General features: G+C 48.8%; 18 protein-coding genes. 13 read left to right on the top strand and 5 right to left on the bottom strand.

The window, feature by feature from the left end; all coding sequences use genetic code 11:
• Positions 1-278 precede the first annotated feature (278 nt).
• Positions 279-2,108 (top strand): translational GTPase TypA, encoded by a 1,830-nt coding sequence (gene typA / locus L4D12_RS14350; RefSeq protein WP_428448533.1) that lies wholly within the window; start codon positions 279-281, stop codon positions 2,106-2,108.
• A gap of 96 nt (positions 2,109-2,204) precedes the next feature.
• Positions 2,205-2,744, top strand: coding sequence for an AAA family ATPase (locus L4D12_RS14345; protein ID WP_428448532.1), 540 nt, complete (start codon positions 2,205-2,207; stop codon positions 2,742-2,744).
• A gap of 9 nt (positions 2,745-2,753) precedes the next feature.
• On the opposite strand, the gene L4D12_RS14340 is transcribed toward L4D12_RS14345, so the two are convergent.
• Positions 2,754-3,395, bottom strand: coding sequence for a DUF2959 domain-containing protein (locus tag L4D12_RS14340; protein WP_428448531.1), 642 nt, complete (start codon positions 3,393-3,395; stop codon positions 2,754-2,756).
• Positions 3,396-3,473: 78 nt separating this feature from the next.
• Between L4D12_RS14340 and L4D12_RS14335 the strand changes: the two genes are divergently transcribed.
• Genes L4D12_RS14335 through L4D12_RS14325 form a run of 3 tightly spaced genes read left to right on the top strand, consistent with a single transcriptional unit; the run spans position 3,474 to position 5,811 of the window.
• Entirely contained in the window at positions 3,474-4,409 is a 936-nt protein-coding gene (locus tag L4D12_RS14335; protein ID WP_428448530.1) for a virulence factor BrkB family protein, read from the top strand.
• Positions 4,406-4,846, top strand: a complete 441-nt coding sequence (gene dtd / locus L4D12_RS14330) for a D-aminoacyl-tRNA deacylase (RefSeq protein WP_428448529.1) — start codon at positions 4,406-4,408, stop codon at positions 4,844-4,846. The genes L4D12_RS14335 and dtd overlap by 4 nt, the downstream gene beginning before the upstream one ends.
• A 47-nt stretch (positions 4,847-4,893) precedes the next feature.
• Positions 4,894-5,811 carry a bifunctional GNAT family N-acetyltransferase/hotdog fold thioesterase gene (locus L4D12_RS14325; RefSeq protein WP_428448528.1) on the top strand — a complete coding sequence of 306 codons (918 nt, stop codon included), beginning with the start codon at positions 4,894-4,896 and terminating at the stop codon, positions 5,809-5,811.
• Here the strand turns inward: L4D12_RS14325 and L4D12_RS14320 are convergent.
• From L4D12_RS14320 to hslR, 4 genes are all read right to left on the bottom strand, one after another.
• Positions 5,778-7,787: an AsmA family protein gene (locus tag L4D12_RS14320; protein ID WP_428448527.1), complete on the bottom strand. Its 2,010-nt coding sequence runs from the start codon at positions 7,785-7,787 to the stop codon at positions 5,778-5,780. The genes L4D12_RS14325 and L4D12_RS14320 overlap by 34 nt on opposite strands.
• Before the next feature lie 142 nt (positions 7,788-7,929).
• Positions 7,930-9,561, bottom strand: a complete 1,632-nt coding sequence (gene pckA, locus L4D12_RS14315; RefSeq protein WP_428448526.1) for a phosphoenolpyruvate carboxykinase (ATP) — start codon at positions 9,559-9,561, stop codon at positions 7,930-7,932.
• Between the two features lie 327 nt (positions 9,562-9,888).
• Positions 9,889-10,767 (bottom strand): Hsp33 family molecular chaperone HslO, encoded by an 879-nt coding sequence (gene hslO / locus L4D12_RS14310; RefSeq protein WP_428448525.1) that lies wholly within the window; start codon positions 10,765-10,767, stop codon positions 9,889-9,891.
• 86 nt (positions 10,768-10,853) lie between these two features.
• Entirely contained in the window at positions 10,854-11,273 is a 420-nt protein-coding gene (hslR, locus tag L4D12_RS14305; protein ID WP_428448524.1) for a ribosome-associated heat shock protein Hsp15, read from the bottom strand.
• Positions 11,274-11,565: 292 nt separating this feature from the next.
• On the opposite strand from hslR, the gene gspC reads away from it, so the two are divergent.
• The 8 genes from gspC to gspJ are packed head-to-tail and all read left to right on the top strand — an operon-like array spanning position 11,566 to position 19,328.
• Entirely contained in the window at positions 11,566-12,468 is a 903-nt protein-coding gene (gene gspC, locus L4D12_RS14300) for a type II secretion system protein GspC (protein WP_428448523.1), read from the top strand.
• Positions 12,469-12,506: 38 nt separating this feature from the next.
• A complete protein-coding gene (gene gspD, locus L4D12_RS14295; RefSeq protein ID WP_428448522.1) occupies positions 12,507-14,519 on the top strand; it encodes a type II secretion system secretin GspD in 2,013 nt (670 codons plus the stop codon).
• On the top strand, positions 14,519-16,021 hold the full coding sequence (gene gspE, locus L4D12_RS14290) for a type II secretion system ATPase GspE (protein WP_428448521.1): 1,503 nt from the start codon (positions 14,519-14,521) through the stop codon (positions 16,019-16,021). The genes gspD and gspE overlap by 1 nt, the downstream gene beginning before the upstream one ends.
• Positions 16,022-16,024: 3 nt before the next feature.
• Positions 16,025-17,245, top strand: coding sequence for a type II secretion system inner membrane protein GspF (gene gspF, locus L4D12_RS14285; protein WP_428448520.1), 1,221 nt, complete (start codon positions 16,025-16,027; stop codon positions 17,243-17,245).
• A gap of 19 nt (positions 17,246-17,264) precedes the next feature.
• Positions 17,265-17,702, top strand: a complete 438-nt coding sequence (gspG, locus tag L4D12_RS14280; RefSeq protein WP_428448519.1) for a type II secretion system major pseudopilin GspG — start codon at positions 17,265-17,267, stop codon at positions 17,700-17,702.
• A 6-nt stretch (positions 17,703-17,708) separates the two neighbouring features.
• Positions 17,709-18,299 carry a type II secretion system minor pseudopilin GspH gene (gspH, locus tag L4D12_RS14275; RefSeq protein WP_428448588.1) on the top strand — a complete coding sequence of 197 codons (591 nt, stop codon included), beginning with the start codon at positions 17,709-17,711 and terminating at the stop codon, positions 18,297-18,299.
• Positions 18,296-18,667 (top strand): type II secretion system minor pseudopilin GspI, encoded by a 372-nt coding sequence (gene gspI / locus L4D12_RS14270; protein WP_428448518.1) that lies wholly within the window; start codon positions 18,296-18,298, stop codon positions 18,665-18,667. Before gspH ends, gspI begins: the two co-directional genes overlap by 4 nt.
• Positions 18,654-19,328, top strand: a complete 675-nt coding sequence (gene gspJ, locus L4D12_RS14265; RefSeq protein ID WP_428448517.1) for a type II secretion system minor pseudopilin GspJ — start codon at positions 18,654-18,656, stop codon at positions 19,326-19,328. The genes gspI and gspJ overlap by 14 nt, the downstream gene beginning before the upstream one ends.
• Positions 19,329-19,332 lie beyond the last annotated feature (4 nt).

Below are 19,332 nucleotides of genomic sequence, written 5' to 3'. Positions count from 1 at the left end.
GTATGACTTCACCCTGACGGTGTGCGCATCTACTATTAGCCCGTGTTGAATATTGTCAATCAGCAAGGTAAATAATAAGTAACTAGGATGTGGCTTTATAGGGTGTTTTTTTGTCTGAAAGAAGTGGAAAAACAGAGTCTAAGCAGGATGAATAAAAAAGGCGGTGATATAAATCACATATTACGTGGGTTTTAGCGTAAAATCTGTTAGATTATGAGCCGTTTTTTTAACCAAGTGGCGCCATCCGGCCGCTGCATGTTCTGAGTGAATGTGAATCCATGTCTAATCAACAGATCGACAAATTAAGAAATATCGCAATTATTGCGCACGTTGACCACGGTAAAACTACCTTGGTTGACAAACTGCTTCAGCAGTCTGGCACGTTAGAGTCTCGCGGTGAAGTTGAAGAACGCGTAATGGATTCCAACGACATCGAAAAAGAGCGTGGTATTACCATTCTTGCTAAGAACACAGCGATTAACTGGAATGACTACCGTATCAACATCGTAGATACCCCAGGACACGCCGATTTCGGTGGTGAAGTTGAGCGTATCATGTCAATGGTTGACTCTGTGCTTCTTATCGTTGACGCCGTTGACGGCCCAATGCCTCAAACGCGTTTCGTTACACAGAAAGCGTTTGCTCACGGCCTGAAGCCAATCGTTGTAATCAACAAAATTGACCGTCCTGGTGCGCGTCCTGAGTGGGTAATGGATCAAATCTTTGACCTATTCGACAACCTAGGTGCATCTGACGAACAGCTAGACTTTAAAGTGGTTTACGCATCAGCACTGAACGGCTGGGCAACCCTAGAAGAAGGCGAAATTGGCGAGAACATGGAACCGTTGTTCCAAGCTATCGTTGATAACGTTGATGCGCCAAACGTTGACGTTGATGGTCCGCTACAGATGCAAATCTCTCAGCTTGACTACAGCTCTTACGTAGGTGTTATCGGTGTTGCGCGCGTAACACGTGGTTCAGTCGTACCAAACCAGCAGGTTTGTGTTGTTGGTGCTGACGGTAAGAAACGTAACGGTAAAGTGGGCACAGTTCTAGGTTATCTAGGCCTTGAGCGTCACGATATCGAGAAAGCAACCGCTGGTGACATCATTGCTATCACTGGTCTTGGCGAGCTTAAGATCTCTGACACTATCTGTGATGTGAACAACCCAGATCCGTTAACTCCGCTATCTGTTGATGAACCAACAGTAACGATGACGTTCCAGGTAAACACCTCGCCGTTCGCAGGTAAAGAAGGTAAGTACGTAACTTCACGTAACATCCTTGAGCGTCTGCAGAAAGAATTGGTTCACAACGTAGCACTACGCGTTGAAGAAACTGAAGACCCAGATAAATTCCGCGTATCAGGCCGTGGTGAACTTCACCTGTCTATCCTGATCGAAAACATGCGTCGTGAAGGTTTCGAGCTAGCAGTATCTCGTCCAGAAGTAATTCTGAAAGAAGAAGACGGCAAGCTAATGGAACCGTTTGAAACAGTAACTATCGACGTGATGGAAGAGCATCAGGGCGGTATCATGGAAAACATCGGCCTACGTAAAGGCGAGATGACTGACATGGCACCCGATGGTAAAGGCCGTGTTCGCATGGACTTCATGATGCCTTCTCGTGGCCTTATTGGCTTCCAGACTGAGTTTATGACCCTGACTTCAGGTTCAGGTCTGCTTTACCATACTTTTGATCATTACGGTGAGCACAAAGGCGGTACTATCGGCCAGCGTAACAACGGCGTATTGATTTCAAACGCAACAGGTAAAGCACTGACTTACGCACTGTTTAACCTACAAGAGCGTGGTCGTCTATTTGCTGAGCATGCAGATGAAGTATACGAAGGTCAGATCGTTGGTATTCACAACCGTTCTAACGACCTAACTGTAAACTGTCTGAAAGGTAAGCAGCTAACAAACGTTCGTGCTTCTGGTACTGATGAAGCTCAAACACTTTCTCCTGCAATTAAGTACACCCTTGAGCAGGCACTAGAATTCATCGACAACGATGAGCTAGTAGAAGTAACACCTGAAAGCATTCGTATCCGTAAGAAACTTCTTACTGAAAACGATCGTAAGCGCGCAGGTCGTTCAGTAAAATAAATAACGTTGTGATCCAGCGTTAATCAATCCCCCCATCGGTGCTACCATGGGGGGATTGTTGTATCTGGCCCCTACAAAAAATAAAAAGAAGAATTTATGCAGCCTATTATCATTACCGGCGGCCCCGGCGCGGGTAAGACCTCGTTAGTTGAGGCGTTGACCCAGCGAGGATATATGACATTTGCGGAGGTCTCTCGTACCCTGATCCGTGATCAGTCAGCACAGGAAAACGGGATCTTGCCCTGGACGGATCTCCCCCGCTTTGCTGCGCTATGCCTGGATATGATGAGTCTCCAGCGTGAGCAAGCTGGACGTGGCACGATGCCGGCATTTGTCGATCGAGCAATTGGGGATATTTGTGCTTATTTGTCCCTTGGTGGCCATCAAGTTACAGCGGATTATCTTGATGCTGCGAAAGGGTATTATCCGACCGTATTTTTCTGTGCGCCGAACCGTGAAATCTATGTTCAGGATGAGGAGCGGCCACATACTTTTGAAGACGCCGAGCAAATTCATCAGCAGCTGTTAGCGACCTATCAAGGACTGGGGTATCAAACTATTGAGGTGCCATGGCTGGTGCTGGAAGCACGCACCAATTGGCTCCTCGCCCACCTGAAGCAGGCGGGCGCGGTATAGATTGACGGGCTAAGCTTTTTTGAGCTGAGAGATAAACTTGTCTGATTCCGCAATGGCGGCTTCCATATCGGAAATTGCGCGTGAAATATCACGTTGCAGGCTATGGAATTCACCTTGCAAAGACCCAATCGCAGCGGCATTGAGGTTATGCTTGAGGTAGAGGGTATTATCTCGCAGCGTATTGAGTACCGGGGTCATTTTGCTTTCTGCTTTGATCATAGCGCGGAGCATACGTTGGTAAGAGGCTTTGGTGCTGGTGAGTTTGCGTTCGCTGTCGCGACGCAGGGTCGCACTGGAGTACAGTGCGAGCTCATCTTGCCATTCATCAAACAGGGCATCGGCGACATCTTCGATAGCGGCAATGCGTTCGCTAACCTTTTCTGCAGCGTCGCTGCTGGCTTGATATTGGTCGTTAATTTGATTATAAGCGGCTTCGAGATCACCTCCATCAAACTGGTTGAGTGCTTTGAGTGCATCCAGTGCACTCGTGAATTGTTGTTGCGCATCTTGCTGTGCTTCATTGGCGTCTTCAACGCGATCAACCATTATGTCGCGCTTATAAACGCCAACCTTTTCCATGGCTGAATAGTAAGCACTCTGGCAGCCAGTGAGGGTGGTCAAGCTGAGTAAAATAGCGAGCAGATAAGGCATAATGATCTCCAATTGTTCTAGAATTTTTTCTATAAACTTGAATTTTAGAAGTGAATACAAGCAAATAATGACATGACTATGGCTGACAAAAAGATAACAGGCAAGCGCCAGTGGCGGCAGGGGGTACAGACTGTGATAGCGTATAGTAGTTATCTGTATCATCGAATTGGCCATGATCGGCTAACAGTGACTGCTGGTTCAATGGCTTATGTTACGTTGCTCTCACTGGTACCGTTGATCACGGTGGTGTTAGCGGCGCTGTCTGCTTTTCCGGTTTTTTCCGGGCTGGGAACGCTGTTGCAGGATTTTGTAATAGAGAATTTTGTCCCCGCAGCAGGTGACGTGGTTCGCACCTACCTCAATGAATTTGTTGCCAATGCGGGCAAGATGACGGCAGTCGGGATTGGCGCGCTGTTTGTGGTTGCGATGATGCTGATCTCGTCGATCGATCAAGCATTAAACTATATTTGGCGGGCGCATGAAAAACGCCGTCCGGTCATTTCCTTTTCGATTTACTGGATGGTATTAACGTTAGGGCCTATTTTGATGGGGTCAAGCATTGCCGTCAGCTCCTATTTGGGCTCGCTGAACTTATTGGACAGTGAGGCGGTGAATGGCATGTTGCAGCGTAGTTTGCGCTGGCTACCCGTTTTGATGTCGAGCAGTGCCTTTCTTGGGCTTTATATGTTAGTACCCAATACCAAGGTGCGTTTTAATCATGCGTTGATCGGTGCAGTAACAGCCAGCGTGCTGTTTGAGCTGAGTAAGAAAGGGTTTGCGCTTTATATCGCCAATTTCCCGTCGTACCAGATGATTTATGGTGCTTTGGCTGTTGTGCCGATCCTCTTTGTTTGGGTCTACCTGTGTTGGTGTATCGTGTTGATTGGGGCAGAAATTACCGCTAGTTTGGGAGAACGGGCTCATTGGCATCCTGATTGTAAGGCGACACAGGCGACGGTGCCGACGGTCGCCGAATTAAATGACATCACTAAAAATAAAGGTAATGAAACATGATTGCGCTTATTCAACGCGTAAGTGAGGCGAGTGTGACGGTCGATGGCCAGATCACAGGCACTATCGGCAAAGGGCTGCTGGTTCTACTTGGGGTCGAGAAAGGGGATGATGACGCTAAGGCAAAGCGCTTGCGTGATAAAGTACTGGGCTATCGGGTGTTTGAGGATGACGCTGGTAAGATGAACCTCAATGTGCAGCAGGCAGGAGGGAGTGTATTGGTGGTGTCGCAATTTACCTTGGCGGCTGATACCAATAGCGGCATGCGCCCGAGTTTTTCGGCGCGAGGCGCGGCCCCAGCAGATGCCGAGCGGCTGTATGATTATTTTGTTGAGTGCTGCCGAGACACTGCGATTAAGACGGAAACCGGGATTTTTGCTGCAGATATGAAAGTCGCATTACTGAATGATGGTCCGGTGACATTTTGGTTGCAGGTATAACGACGGCGTGAGGACGGATGTCCTCAGGATAGTAAGAGAGGGATTTCATGTTTCGACTGATCACACCAAAGACGGCAGACGAGCTGGCCCGTTATTACGACTTTCGTTGGCGGATGCTCCGTGAACCTTGGCATATGCCGGTAGGCTCGGAGCGGGATGCCTACGATGACATGAGTTGTCACCGGATGATAGTGAGTGACAGTGATGACACCATTGCGATTGGCCGGTTGTATATGACCCCCGATAATGATGGCCAGATCCGCTATATGGCCGTGCATCCTGCGCATCGTCACCAAGGTATGGGGGCGATTGTATTGATGGCATTGGAATCGTTAGCCCGGCAGGATGGTGCGAAGCGGCTGGTCTGTAATGCCAGAGAAGATGCAATACCGTTTTATTTACGTGGTGGCTTTACCAGTCAGGGAGAGCTGAGTGAAGAAAAAGGACCGGTACGGCACCAGCAGATGCTCAAGCATTTGGATCCACTGAATGAGGTCGTACGTCATCCGGAATGGTGTCAGCAGTTACAGGCATTATGGCAGGCACAGATCCCTATTAGCGAAAAAATGGGGATAAAAATTAGTCAGTACACCGGGTATCGATTCGAGGTCAGCGCGCTGATCAATGCCAACCTCAACCCGAGCGAGAGTATGTTCGCTGGCAGTATTTTTACCATGGCGACATTGGCAGGGTGGGGCTTTATCTGGATGTTACTGAAAGAACGTAAGCTAGGAGCGGAGATAGTTCTGGCTGATAGTCATATCCGTTATCTGTCTCCGGTAAAAGAACGGCCACGGGCTATAGTGACCGTTGAGGATCTGCAAGGTGATGTGGAACGCCTAGCCAAACACCGTAAGGGACGGGCGGTAGTGAAGGTACATGTTTTTAGTGGTGAGACGCTGGCCGCCAGCTTCAATGGTACTTATATGCTTTATCCTTCGCAGGATGATACGGATAGCGTCTGATGTTCTACATGCCAGTGTCGTTGCAGGCGCTGGCAATCCCGTGTTGCATCCACGCTAATCTGTTGCTCGTCGGGGACGGCTAAGTCCCACTTTCCTTTTACAACCGCCGTTAGATCGGCATGTGTTAAGGAGAACGGAGCTAGCTGAATCCGCCCACGGTCACTGTGAATCATCAATGGTGACAGATCAACGCGCTGCGACAGACTTGCGGTGTTTGATAGAGGAGGCTGATTGCCCTCCTGTTTTTGTTGAACGCCTTCCTGCTCTGAATCTGCGTCCATGGCCCATTGCTGCCACAGGGTGGCGACAGGTGTGGTGAGAGAGGTATCACGGAAGGTGACGGATACTGTCCCATCTAGGCTGTAGGCTAAACTGGTTTGATGTTGGCCAAGCCCACTGGCATGGGCGCTGAGGTCCATTTTCCCTGTGACAGGCAGAGGCAGATCCAGCCATTGGCTAAAAATACGGGTTGGCAGGCTGTCACCTTCAGCAGTGACTGACCAAGGTATGCCATCCGCACCAAGATCCAATCTCCCCTGAGCGTCGAGTAAACCGTCTTTGAATGGGATTATCGCCTGCGATATCTGCCAATGCCCCTGATTGGCCTGCATTTGAATCAGTGGCTCAATCAGATCGATGGTGTTCAGACTGGCTAAGTAGGCACTGGTTGTCAGTGATCCTTGCCATAACCCTGGTTTGCCACCTTGCATGATGATCAGATCATGGCCGCTGACATTAAGCCCTGAGATCTGCCATGGCCAACTTTTTTTAGCCGCTGTCAGTTGCGTGTAGCCGATATCAAGGTTGTTGATGGTGACCTGTTTCAGGTGGTCGACGGCTGGTGGGTATGGTATCTCCGCATTGTCTGACTGCAGCCACTTAACGCCATTGATGGCCAGGTTATCAATTAACAGGCTATCAGGTGTGAGAGTTCCATCGGTACGCCAGTAACCTTCTAGCGCCTTAATCGATGCACCATTAATCTTTATCTGCTGCGGAGTGAATGCCAGATCGAACAGAGGGTCATTAAAGGCGGTGTGGTGCCAGATCCCACTATCTGCATTGAACGATAGCCAGGCCTTGGTTTGCTGAAAAGCGGACTGGGGCCAGTGCCAGTTTTCTAATGACAGGCTGGCATGGTTCAGGCTTGCAGTGGGCAGTTCAATACTGCTGTTGAGGATATCGAGCTGGCTGACAGTGGCACTAAAGCCGGTGTGTTCGAGTTGCTTGAGTGTATCGAGCACAGGTGCCAGCATGTCATCAGATTGCAGCTTCAGTCCGGCAAGAGTGAGCTGGTGAAGGGTGAGATGGCGCTCGTTAGTATTGTATTCCAATTGACCATTGAGGCTCGCTTGCTGCCATTTGGCAGAGAGGCCGTATAACGTCCAGTGGTCACGATGATGCTCACCATCGAGCAATACCGTTTTGAACGGTAGCTGTTGCCAGTTTAAGCTATCGGCTGTGAGTCGAAAGTCACCGTCAAATTGCTGCCAGAATGGGCGTGGGTCAGTTGGCTGAAAATGCCAGTTATCCAATTCTATTTTGCCATTATTCAAGCTAAGGCTTGCGAGGTTTACTGTCAGGTTTCGGAGTGCTAATCGTTGACTGCGTATTTCAGGCAGTGAAAAGGGCGAGACTTGTGTATTGGTTAAACTCGGTTTATCAATAAGAATCGTATCGAATTGCCAGTGTCTTTGGATGAGGCTTACTGGGTTAAGCCATAGGATCAGTTGCTGGGCCGTCAGTGGTGGCTGTCCTTCCGCGACAGAAAGAGCGGGGTGTGTAATCGTCAACTGCCAGGGGGTATCGATGTGGTAATCAATACGATCGGCTGCGAGCGAATAAGGACTGAACCCGTTGATGATTTGCAGTGCGATTGGTGTGGCATAGTGGGTATGCATCAGCGTCAGGGTCATGCTGACCCCAAGAGCTAACAATACCAACAGGGTAGCCATTATTTTCCCAAACAGGCGCATGCATTCTCCTGACACAGAATAGTGATGATGCGGTTATTAGGCGATAAAACCTTACATGCTGCAAGGCTCTGCTCGCTATTTTGCGCGGGCCCAATAAAAAGGCCCCTCGAGTGAGGGGCCAGATCGTTTGTTAGCTTATGTCTTAGTCTAGCTGTGGGCCAGCTGTAACCAGAGAGGCACCTTCGCTTGTATCCGTGTACTTGTCGAAGTTGTTGATAAAGCGCTCAGCCAAATCTTTCGCCTTGCTTTCCCACTGAAGTGGATCAGTATACGTATCACGTGGGTCCAGAATTTCTGGATGCACTCTTGGTAGTGATGTTGGGACTTCAAGGTTAAAGATAGGAACGATTTTGGTTTCTGCTTTATCTATTGAACCATCAAGGATCGCATCGATAATGCCACGGGTATCTTGAATAGAGATACGCTTGCCTGAACCGTTCCAGCCAGTGTTAACCAAGTAAGCTTCTGCGCCAGCCGCTTCCATACGCTTAACCAGTACTTCGGCGTACTTGGTTGGGTGTAGAGTCAGGAACGCATTACCGAAACACGCAGAGAATGTTGGCGTTGGTTCGGTGATACCACGCTCAGTACCAGCCAGTTTGGCCGTAAAGCCTGACAAGAAGTGGTATTTGGTTTGCTCAGGCGTCAGCTTCGATACCGGAGGAAGAACCCCGAACGCATCGGCAGACAGGAAGATAACCTTGTTGGCATGGCCACCCTTTGATACCGGCTTAACGATATTCTCGATGTGATAGATTGGGTAAGAAACTCGGGTGTTTTCTGTCTTTGAGTTATCGTCAAAGTCAATAGAGCCATCGCTGCGTACAGTGACGTTCTCAAGCAGCGCATCACGACGGATAGCATTATAGATATCAGGCTCTGCTTCTTTGGACAGGTTAATGGTTTTGGCGTAGCAACCACCTTCAAAGTTAAAGACACCGTTGTCATCCCAACCGTGCTCATCATCACCGATCAATGCACGTTTAGGGTCGGTGGATAGGGTTGTCTTGCCAGTGCCAGATAGGCCGAAGAATACGGCAACGTCACCTTCTTTACCCATGTTAGCTGAGCAGTGCATTGATGCAATGCCTTGTAGCGGAAGGAAGTAGTTCATCATTGCGAACATACCTTTCTTCATTTCGCCGCCGTACCAAGTACCGCCGATCAGTTGCATTTTTTCTGTTAGGTTGAAAACGGTGAAGTTTTCAGAGTTCATGCCGTGTGCTTCCCAGTTCGGGTTAGTACACTTGGCGCCATTCATGACCACAAAGTCAGGTTCAAAAGAGGTAAGCTCTTCTTCTGTCGGACGAATGAACATGTTTTTGACAAAGTGAGCCTGCCAAGCAACTTCCGTGATCACTCGGATACACAAGCGTGTATCTGGGTTAGTACCACAGTAGCCATCGATGACAAACAGGCGCTTGCCAGACAATTGGTTGGTAACTAGAGCTTTCAGATCGTTCCACGCTTCTTGACCAATGCTCTTATTATCATTTTTGCCTTGGTCAGCCCACCACATGGTGTTTTCAGTAGTGTCATCTTTGACGATGAACTTATCTTTTGGCGAACGGCCGGTAAAAATACCGGTGTCGACAGAAACGGCACCTAGCTCGGTAACGATACCTTTTTCGTATCCTTCCAGGCCAGGTTTGGTTTCTTCTTCGAACAGAACCTCATAACTTGGGTTACGCACGATTTCTGTAACATTGCTGATACCGTACTGAGATAGATCCATATTTATTGCAACCTTTTTTTCGACGTTCATAACGGTCATAGGTGCTCCTTGGGTAAGATGATGTTCAACTGTTAACCATGCTAGCAACCCTAAAGGGGTAATTCAGGGATGTTTATCAAAAAACAATCATTAAAAAGTTAAGTTAAAGTAAAATATTGAGCATATTCTGGGTTTTAAGTTTATCGCGATGTAAATCATTTGCGCTAGGTATAATGATTAATATTTCTACTTAAAAAAGCGGGGATTGGTGTGTTACTGAGTTACGATTGCTGGCGGGAATATGAAGGATCATGTTATTTAGGAATAAAAAAGCCAGACAGAGTCTGGCTTTTGTAATTATCTTTCAGGCTTAATTAGAGCCAATAATTAATGCAACTGATCGCTGTCGTTTTTAGCCGCGTTTTCGAATAATGCCGCCACATCAACACTGTCAAAATCATAGCTACTGCCACAATAGTCGCAATGTAGGGCAATTTTGCCTTCTTCTGCAACAATGTGTTCCACTTCGCTGCGGTCGAGCGAGCAAATTGCCGAGGCGCTGCGCTCACGGGAGCAGCCACACTGGAAGGTGACGTTCTGAGGATCGAACAGTTTTACCGTCTCTTGGTGGTAAAGGCGGTATAGCACGTCTTCAGCAGCTAGGCCGAACAGTTCTTCGTCTTTTACTGTATTGGTTAGCTGCTCAAGGTGGTCAAAGTCACTGTCATGGCCTTTGTCGTCTGGCAGGATCTGCAGCAACATACCTGCCGCTTTGGCTTCGCCGTTAAATTCACCGGTACGTAGCCAGATACGGGTCTTGAGCTGCTCTGATTGGGCGAAGTAGCCTTCTAGACATGCTGCTAGGCTATCACCTTCAAGGCCAACAACACCTTGGTAGCGCTCACCTTTCGTCGGGGTGATAGTGATCACCATGTGGCCTTTACCCATCAAATCATGGATTGAGCCAGACGTTGGTACATCACCTTCCCAGCGTGCTACACCACGTAGTTTCTGATCATTGTCGCCATTAATCACCGCCAGTTTCACCGGACCATCGCCTTGCAGTTGAACGGTGATTGAGCCAGAAAACTTGAGGGTTGCGGTCAGCAAACTAGTCGCAACCAGTAATTCACCCAGTAGTGATTGCACGGGAGCAGGGTATTCCTTGCTGGAAATAATTTGTTGATAGGTATCGCTGAGCTGAACCAGTTCACCACGTACGGATACACCGTCAAACAGGTAACGGTATAGACTGTCATTTGTCATTAGCTTGTTTTCTCCAGCATCTGTTTGGAATGACCAATTTTGAGCGAGGCTGCCAGTATAATGAAACTATCTGGCATTCTTGTTACCTAATGGTCTGAATTGGAATTACTCTTAAACTTAATTATATCGCGTCGTTGTTTTTTATCTGGACGCTTATCAGGGCTAGGGCTGTCATACGCATTGAGTTTACGCATTTTGGCGTGTTCTTCTCGCTGCTGGATACTGGCTGTCGTTTCTTGATACAGAGCCTGAGCTTCAGGTGCCCCGCGACGAGTCGCAGACAGTTGTTCAATAATGACAGTTTTTTCTTCATTACCCTGACGTAATCGAATTTCAGCACCGAGTTCGACCATTTTACTGGGTTTGGAACGCTGACCGTTATAATGCACCTTGCCACCGTCCACCATGGTGCGGGCAATCGAGCGGGTTTTATAAAAACGCGCGGCCCATAACCATTTATCGAGACGGACCTGAAGGTGGTCAGGATGGGGTGTTTGTTGGCCCACAATCTGCTCCTTACCCAAAAGGGCGCTAAAAGTACCATATTGCCCACATGGCGTCAGCAGGCGGTTAAGTGTAATAAATGGTGATATGAGCGCGGGATTTCAACAACAAACTGGGATTAAATCACATAATATAGCTAGTCTCTTGATAGTAGATGTAATTTTTTCCGTGATCTCTTTGGGTAATCTGTGATCATTTATGAATTTAACGATGCCGTTTGTGCTTGAGAACGGTATCCTGTGAGGTTCTGGCATTATTGCCGATTTTTTTATTCCGCAGGACGATGGACTTTTCATGGTAGCAGCAAATTGGTTAGGCGCTCTGCAGTCGAAGCGTTGGTTCTCCATTCCTTCACTGACACGTTTCCTGACAGGGCTTATGGTTATTACACTGGCCTGGATTTTAGGACGTTTGGTATGGCTGGCATTGCAGCCTGCTGTGGCGCCAACTCACTGGCAGCCTTCTCCTGTGACGGTAATGGCCTCTTCTCAGGAGCGTTCTGAGGTCGCTGATATCTTGGCGATGAATTTGTTTGGGCGTTATCAAGAAAATGCACCAGTGGCTGAAGTGAAACAGCCTGTGAAGCAGGATGCGCCACAAACGCGCCTCAGTCTCACCTTGGTCGGACTGGTTGCCAGCTCTAACCCACAGACGGCATTAGCGGTGATCACCCACCGCGGTAAACAAAACACCTATGGGCTTCATGAAGCGATTGATGGTACTCGAGCCACGTTACAGGCTGTCTATGTTGATCGCGTGATTATTCGTAATAGTGGGCGTGATGAAACGCTGATGCTTGATGGGGTGGAGTTCAATAAAACGTTAACCACACCAGCACCACAGACGCGAGCGTCGGCGCCAGTTAAACAAAACAAACAAGATACTAGTGCCGATCTTGGGCGTATCAAGCAGGAAATCCTCGATAAACCACAAACGCTGTTTAGCTATATTCGGTTATCTCAAGTCAAACGTGATGGTGAATTGGCTGGTTATCGAGTAAATCCAGGTAAAGATCGGGCACTGTTTGATGCTGTCGGTCTTCAGGCCAATGATTTGGCGGTAAGCCTTAATGGTAACGATCTGACCGATGCGACAGTGATGGCCAAGTTGTGGACTGAGTTATCCAGTGCCACCGATTTTACCCTGACCGTCGAGCGTGATGGTCAGCTACATGATATTTATATTGAGCTGCAGTAGCGGTTTAAGACGAACATGCGATAGCGCAGGAGTTTTTTGTGAAAAAATGGATGGGTAAAAGTGCCCTCTGGTTATTAAGTAGCTTGATGTGCAGTTCAGCATTAGCGAGTGAGTTTAGTGCCAGTTTCAAAGGAACCGATATTCAAGAGTTCATCAATATCGTTGGCCGTAATCTGGAGAAAACGATCATTGTCGATCCGGCAGTGCGTGGCCAGGTTAACGTCCGGAGCTATGATCTGCTCAATGACGAACAGTACTACCAGTTTTTCCTCAACGTGCTTGAAGTGTATGGTTTTGCTGTGGTTGAGATGGACAACGGCGTGCTCAAAGTGGTGCGAGATAAAGATGCCAAAATTTCAGCTATTCCTGTGGTAGGTGATGGTAATCAAGCTAAGGGTGATGAAGTTGTCACCCGAGTGATTACCGTACGTAATGTCTCAGTACGTGAACTTTCTCCGTTGTTACGCCAGCTCAATGATAATGCCGGTGCGGGTAACGTGGTGCATTATGATCCAGCCAATATCATTATGATCACCGGGCGGGCTGCTACCGTAAACCGACTCGCGGAAATTATCGAACGGGTTGACCGGGCCGGTGATAAAGAAATTGATGTGATCGAGCTGCGAAATGCTTCGGCTGCTGAAATGGTCCGTATCGTTGATGCCTTGAATAAAACCGCTGATGCGAAATCAACGCCGCCATTCCTGCAGCCCAAATTGGTTGCTGATGATCGGACTAACTCTGTGTTGCTCTCGGGTGACCCACAAGTGCGAAATCGCTTGAAGCGTCTTATTCATCAGTTGGACAAAGAAATGGCCTCATCGGGTAATAACCGGGTGGTCTACCTGAAATATGCCAATGCAGAAGATTTGGTCGATGTCCTAAAAGGGGTATCTGATAACCTTCAGGCGGAAAAGCAGGGTAGCGCGAAAAGCTCAGCGAATAAGAGTGAGGTGATGATATCCGCCCATGACGATACTAATGCCCTGATCTTGACTGCGCCGCCGGATATTATGCGTGCGCTGGAAAATATTATTGCCCAGTTGGATATTCGTCGTGCTCAGGTATTGATTGAGGCGATGATTGTTGAACTGTCTGAAGGTGACGGGATTAACCTTGGCGTGCAGTGGGGCAGTGCAGACACTGGCGGCGTAGTGCAGTTTGGTAACTCTGGTGTACCGATTGGCCAGTATGCTATTGGCCTAAAAGAAGCGGAGGAAGTCAAAGGTACTACCGTGACGGATTCTAACGGTAACATTACAGTGAATCCAGACAAGCAAGGTGACTTCAGTACCCTCGCTAGCGTACTCGGCGGGGTGAATGGTGCCGCGCTGGGTATCGTGATGGGGGACTGGACCATGCTGGTCAATGCCGTGGCTTCCGATCGTCATTCCAACATTCTGTCATCACCGAGTATTACGGTGATGGATAATGGTGAAGCATCGTTCATTGTCGGTGAGGAAGTGCCAGTTGTTACCGGCTCCACTTCAAGCTCGAGCAATGATAACCCGTTCCAGACCGTTGAGCGTAAGGAAGTGGGTATCAAGCTGAACGTGACCCCGCAGATCAACGAAGGGGATTCGGTACAGCTGAAAATTGAGCAGGAAGTTTCTAACGTACTGGGTGCTGATGGCGCCGTGGATGTGCGGTTCTCTAAGCGTCAGTTGACCACATCGGTACTGGTGCAGGATGGTCAGATGATCGCGCTGGGCGGCTTGATCCAAGATCAGGTCAATGAGAGTGAGCAGAAAATTCCGATTTTGGGGGATATTCCGGTATTGGGCCATCTGTTCAAGTCGACCAATACCACCAAGAGCAAGACTAACCTGATGGTCTTTATCAAGCCGACGATTATTCGCGATGGCGTTACTGCTGATGGGATCACTCAGCGTAAATATAACTACATTCGTGCTGAGCAGTTGTATCGTGCTGATCAAGGCCTGCGTCTGATGCCAAATACGGATGTTCCGGTATTGCCAAAATACGGAGACGATATTGCGCTACCACCTGAAGTGCGCGCCTTTATTGCTCAGTTGGAGGACAACCAGTAATGGCTGATGTGAGTCCGCAACTGGCAATGCCGTTGCCGCTACGGCTGCCATTTTCTTTTGCCAAGCGCCACCGGGTTGTGCTTGAAACCGTGGAGCAGGACGCGGTTCTGTTCTACAGCGGTAGCCTAACGGCCGCCGTGTTAGCCGAGATCCGTCGGGTCTCAGGTTACAGTTTTGTGCCGCATGAATTGGATGATAAGGCGTTTGAACTGAAACTGACAGAGGCCTATCAGCGAGACTCATCAGAAGCGCGTCAGTTAATGGAAGATCTTGGCTCTGACAGTGATGACTTTTTTTCATTGGCCGAAGAGCTGCCGCAAACGGAAGATTTGCTGGAGTCGGAAGATGATGCTCCGATCATTAAACTGATCAACGCCATGTTAGCGGAAGCCATTAAGGAAGCCGCATCGGATATTCATATTGAGACCTTTGAGAAAGTTTTGTCGATCCGTTTTCGAGTTGATGGCGTTTTGCGAGAAGTATTGCAACCGAGCCGGAAATTGGCCCCGCTGCTGGTTTCTCGTATTAAAGTCATGGCGCGGCTGGATATTGCCGAGAAGCGTGTTCCTCAGGATGGACGCATCTCGCTGCGAATTGGTGGTCGAGCGGTTGACGTGCGGGTTTCCACCATGCCGTCATCGCACGGTGAGCGGGTGGTACTGCGTTTGCTGGATAAAAATGCCACCCGATTGGATCTCCACAGTTTAGGGATGACTGCGGCCAATCATGCTAATTTCCGTCGTCTCATCGAGCGCCCTCACGGTATCATTCTGGTGACTGGCCCGACAGGCTCGGGGAAATCGACCACGTTGTACGCAGGGTTGCAGGAGCTTAATGGTAAAGAGCGCAATATTCTGACGGTTGAAGACCCAATTGAATTTGATATAGATGGTATCGGTCAGACTCAGGTGAATACGAAGGTCGATATGACCTTTGCCCGAGGTCTGCGTGCTATTTTGCGTCAGGATCCCGATGTGGTGATGATTGGTGAGATCCGTGATCAGGAAACCGCCTCGATAGCGGTTCAAGCCTCTCTGACCGGCCACATGGTGCTTTCTACATTACACACCAATACCGCGATTGGTGCGGTGACCCGTATTCGCGATATGGGGGTTGAGCCATTCTTGATTTCATCTTCTCTGCTTGGGGTGTTGGCACAACGCTTGGTCAGAACCTTGTGTAAAACGTGTCGACAGCCGTATGACGCAGACATTGAGCAGAAGAAACTGTTTGGATTAACACCGTCAGAACCATTGACCCTTTATCATGCTAATGGCTGTGAAGCCTGTAATAACAAAGGTTACCGTGGTCGAACAGGTATTCATGAACTCTTGATTATTGATGAGCAGGTGCAGGAGCTGATCCACGCGGAAGCGGGTGAGATGGCGATTGAAAAAGCCATTCGGGATCATACACCCAGTATCCGAGATGATGGTTTGGATAAGGTAAAGGCCGGTATTACGACCCTGGAGGAAGTAATGCGGGTGACCAGAGAGGGTTGATAAATGGCGGCGTTTGAATATAAGGCGCTTGATGCTAAAGGGCGCCACAAAAAAGGGGTGCTCGAAGGTGATACAGCCCGTCAGGTGCGTCAGCAACTGCGTGAGCAGGGACTGATCCCGGTCGAGGTGGCCGCGACCTATGAACGAGAAAAAAAGAAAGCCAGCGGAGGTTTCCAGTTACGGCGAGGGATCAGTACCAATGAGCTCGCACTGATCACCCGCCAGTTGGCGACCTTAGTGCAAGCATCGATGCCGCTTGAAGAATGTATCAAAGCGGTCGCTGAGCAGAGTGAGAAGCCACGGCTGAAAAATATGTTGCTGGCCGTACGCTCACGGGTGGTTGAAGGTTACACCTTGTCGGACAGTATGGCGGAGTATCCGCATATTTTTGATCAATTATTCCGAGCGATGGTGGCTGCCGGGGAAAAATCGGGTCATTTAGATACGGTGCTCAACCGCTTGGCCGATTACACTGAAAACCGTCAGCAGATGCGTAGCAAGCTGCAACAGGCAATGATCTATCCGACCATGCTGACGCTGGTCGCAGTATCAGTGGTTGCGTTCCTGTTGGCGACCGTGGTGCCGAAAATCGTCGATCAGTTTGTCCAGATGGGACAAGGGCTACCTGCCATTACCGAGGTCTTGCTGGCTGCCAGTGATTTTGTACAAAACTGGGGGCTGGTGGTTGTACTGCTGGGGGTGTCGTTGATCATCTTGCTGAAAACGGCCCTGAAACGGCCGGATTTTCGTCTCAAGTGGGATCGTCGGATGATGAAGTTACCCGTGATTGGCAAGGTGGTCAGAGGATTAAATACCTCCCGTTTTGCCCGGACACTCTCGATTTGTACCTCCAGTGCGATTCCGCTGCTTGAGGGGATGAAAGTGGCATCGGATGTGATGACTAACACCTGGGTGAATAAGCAGATCCGTGAAGCGTCAGATAAAGTCCGTGAAGGATCGAGTCTGCGGGTGTCACTGGAGCAAACCAAGCTGTTTCCGCCAATGATGCTGCATATGATCGCTAGTGGTGAGCGCAGTGGTGAATTAGAGCAGATGCTGACCCGTGCGGCAGATAACCAGGATCGGGATTTTGAATCTCTGGTGAATATGGCATTGGGGGTGTTTGAACCGTTATTGATTGTTGCGATGGCAGGCATCGTGATGTTTATTGTTATTGCTACCCTTATGCCGATCATTGAATTGAACAACATGGTCGGAATGTAATTTTTTGGAGGTCTTTTTAATGCAACGCAAACAACGCGGCTTTACGCTATTGGAAGTTATGGTCGTGATCGTCATCCTTGGCGTCTTGGCCAGTTTGGTCGTTCCAAACCTGTTAGGTAACAAGGAAAAAGCAGATCAGCAAAAAGTGGTGACGGATATCAGTGCTTTAGAACAGTCGCTAATGATGTATAAGCTGGATAACAGTGTTTATCCAACGACTGATCAGGGGTTAGAGGGCTTAGTGAGCAAGCCATCAGCCAGCCCTGAACCTCGTAACTATCGTGATGGCGGCTATATTATGCGCTTACCTAAAGATCCATGGGGTTATGAATACAATTACATCATGCCGGGTGAGCATGGTGATGTGGATATTTTCAGTTTAGGTGCTGATGGTCAGGAAGGTGGTGACGGGGTGAATACCGATATTGGTAACTGGAACATGCTGGACTACAAATAACTGATGATGAGCAAGCGTGCAGCGGGATTTACCCTGATTGAAATATTGCTGGTGCTGGTGTTATTAGCATCCAGTGCCGTGGTGGTGATCATGACCTTGCCTGAAAGCAAGGACGATACGGTCAGGGAGGAAGCTGCGCGCTTTCATCATCTGGTTCAGCTGTTGGGCGAAGATGCCCTTCTTAACGGGACCGATTATGGGATCCGAGTAGAGCGTAACCGTTACCAGTTTCTTCAGCTAACCAGTCAAGACTGGCAGCCGCTTAAAGAGTCGCGTTTTTTCACTGAGGTCGAGATGCCAGATGCTATCCACCTTGAAGTGGAGATCGGCAGTTATTCTTGGCAAGACAAAGATCGTTTGTTTAAGCCCGGCTCGCTGTTTGATGAAGACTTGTTTGCTGAACACACTGATAAAGACAAAATCAAGCCGCCGCAGGTGGTTGTGATGGCCAGTGGGGAATATACCCCATTTACCCTTGAATTTGAGGTCGATGGCGAGAATGAATTCTGGCGGGTACAGGCTGATGAGCTTGGGCAACTGTTTTTATTACCGCCGGGAGAGACCATTGAGAGTCTGAAAGAGAAGGAACAGCCGTGAAACGATATCCATGTCAGCAGCGTGGTATGACGCTGCTCGAGGTGTTGGTCGCGTTAGCTGTCTTTGCTGTGGCCGCTCTTAGTGTAATAAATGCGGTTAATCAGCATATTAATACGTTAAGTTACCTGGAAGAGAAAACCTTTGCAGCCATGGTGGCGGATAATGAACTGGCCAAGGTTCGTTTATCCGGTGAGATCCCGACCTCGGTCAAGCGCGGTAAATCAGAACTGGCAGGCCGAGAGTGGTACTGGTCAATAAAAAGCACCAAAACGGCTGACGGTTACCTCCGCGCCTTAGATGTTACCGTTACAACAGATGAAGCCCGAAAAAAATCGGTCGTTACGCTGAGAACCTATGTTGAGAACTAAGTCTTTTTATCTCGGTGCCGCTTATCGCCGAAGGAAGCCCCTGCAGTCCGGTTTTACTTTGCTGGAAGTATTGGTGGCGATTGCGGTGTTTGCCTCGCTTAGCATGTCGGCCTATCAGGTGTTGAATGGCGTGCAGCGCAGTGATGCCCAATCCCGCGAGCATAATGCCCGATTACAGGAAATTCAGCAGGCGTTGGTGATGATGGATAGTGATTTCCGTCAGATAGTGGCGCGGAAAGTTCGTAATCAGGGTGAAGCACCAAGTGATAAGATTTTGCAAAGTAGTGAGTACTTATTGGATTCATCCAGCTATGGCATTATTTTCCCTCGTCTTGGTTGGCAGAACCCGCAGCAAATGTTTCCTCGTGGTGAGGTCGTGAAGGTCGGTTACCGAGTCGTGGACGATACGCTTGAGCGGGTATGGTTTCGTTATCCGGATACTGTCGTCGGCAGTGAAGCACTGGTTCGTCCCATCTTGAGTGGGGTTGAGAAGGTATCTTTTCGCTTTTACAGCGATAAAAAATGGTCAGATGGCTGGAATAAGAAAGCCGCGTTACCACAAGGGGTGAGCGTTCAGCTGACTTTGAAAGACTTCGGAGAGATAGAGCGCGTTTATATGTTGCCGATATCCCCTCTCAATGCTGAGGGCGAAGAGTCATGACCCG

Source organism: Photobacterium nomapromontoriensis (assembly GCF_050336815.1).
GTDB lineage: Bacteria > Pseudomonadota > Gammaproteobacteria > Enterobacterales > Vibrionaceae > Photobacterium > Photobacterium nomapromontoriensis.
Note: the sequence above shows the minus strand (reverse complement) of the source record. Positions and strands in the feature narration are given on the sequence as shown.

What these genes read in the sequence shown, in the direction of transcription:
- L4D12_RS14345 (WP_428448532.1), top strand. Translation starts at nt 2,205, where the DNA reads ATGCAGCCTATTATCATTACCGGCGGCCCCGGCGCGGGTAAGACCTCG.
- gspH (WP_428448588.1), top strand. Translation starts at nt 17,709, where the DNA reads ATGAGCAAGCGTGCAGCGGGATTTACCCTGATTGAAATATTGCTGGTG.
- typA (WP_428448533.1), top strand. Translation starts at nt 279, where the DNA reads ATGTCTAATCAACAGATCGACAAATTAAGAAATATCGCAATTATTGCG.
- L4D12_RS14335 (WP_428448530.1), top strand. Translation starts at nt 3,474, where the DNA reads ATGGCTGACAAAAAGATAACAGGCAAGCGCCAGTGGCGGCAGGGGGTA.
- L4D12_RS14325 (WP_428448528.1), top strand. Translation starts at nt 4,894, where the DNA reads ATGTTTCGACTGATCACACCAAAGACGGCAGACGAGCTGGCCCGTTAT.
- L4D12_RS14340 (WP_428448531.1), bottom strand. Translation starts at nt 3,395, where the DNA reads ATGCCTTATCTGCTCGCTATTTTACTCAGCTTGACCACCCTCACTGGC.
- gspG (WP_428448519.1), top strand. Translation starts at nt 17,265, where the DNA reads ATGCAACGCAAACAACGCGGCTTTACGCTATTGGAAGTTATGGTCGTG.
- gspF (WP_428448520.1), top strand. Translation starts at nt 16,025, where the DNA reads ATGGCGGCGTTTGAATATAAGGCGCTTGATGCTAAAGGGCGCCACAAA.
- pckA (WP_428448526.1), bottom strand. Translation starts at nt 9,561, where the DNA reads ATGACCGTTATGAACGTCGAAAAAAAGGTTGCAATAAATATGGATCTA.
- gspE (WP_428448521.1), top strand. Translation starts at nt 14,519, where the DNA reads ATGGCTGATGTGAGTCCGCAACTGGCAATGCCGTTGCCGCTACGGCTG.
- dtd (WP_428448529.1), top strand. Translation starts at nt 4,406, where the DNA reads ATGATTGCGCTTATTCAACGCGTAAGTGAGGCGAGTGTGACGGTCGAT.
- L4D12_RS14320 (WP_428448527.1), bottom strand. Translation starts at nt 7,787, where the DNA reads ATGCGCCTGTTTGGGAAAATAATGGCTACCCTGTTGGTATTGTTAGCT.
- gspJ (WP_428448517.1), top strand. Translation starts at nt 18,654, where the DNA reads ATGTTGAGAACTAAGTCTTTTTATCTCGGTGCCGCTTATCGCCGAAGG.
- hslO (WP_428448525.1), bottom strand. Translation starts at nt 10,767, where the DNA reads ATGACAAATGACAGTCTATACCGTTACCTGTTTGACGGTGTATCCGTA.
- gspC (WP_428448523.1), top strand. Translation starts at nt 11,566, where the DNA reads ATGGTAGCAGCAAATTGGTTAGGCGCTCTGCAGTCGAAGCGTTGGTTC.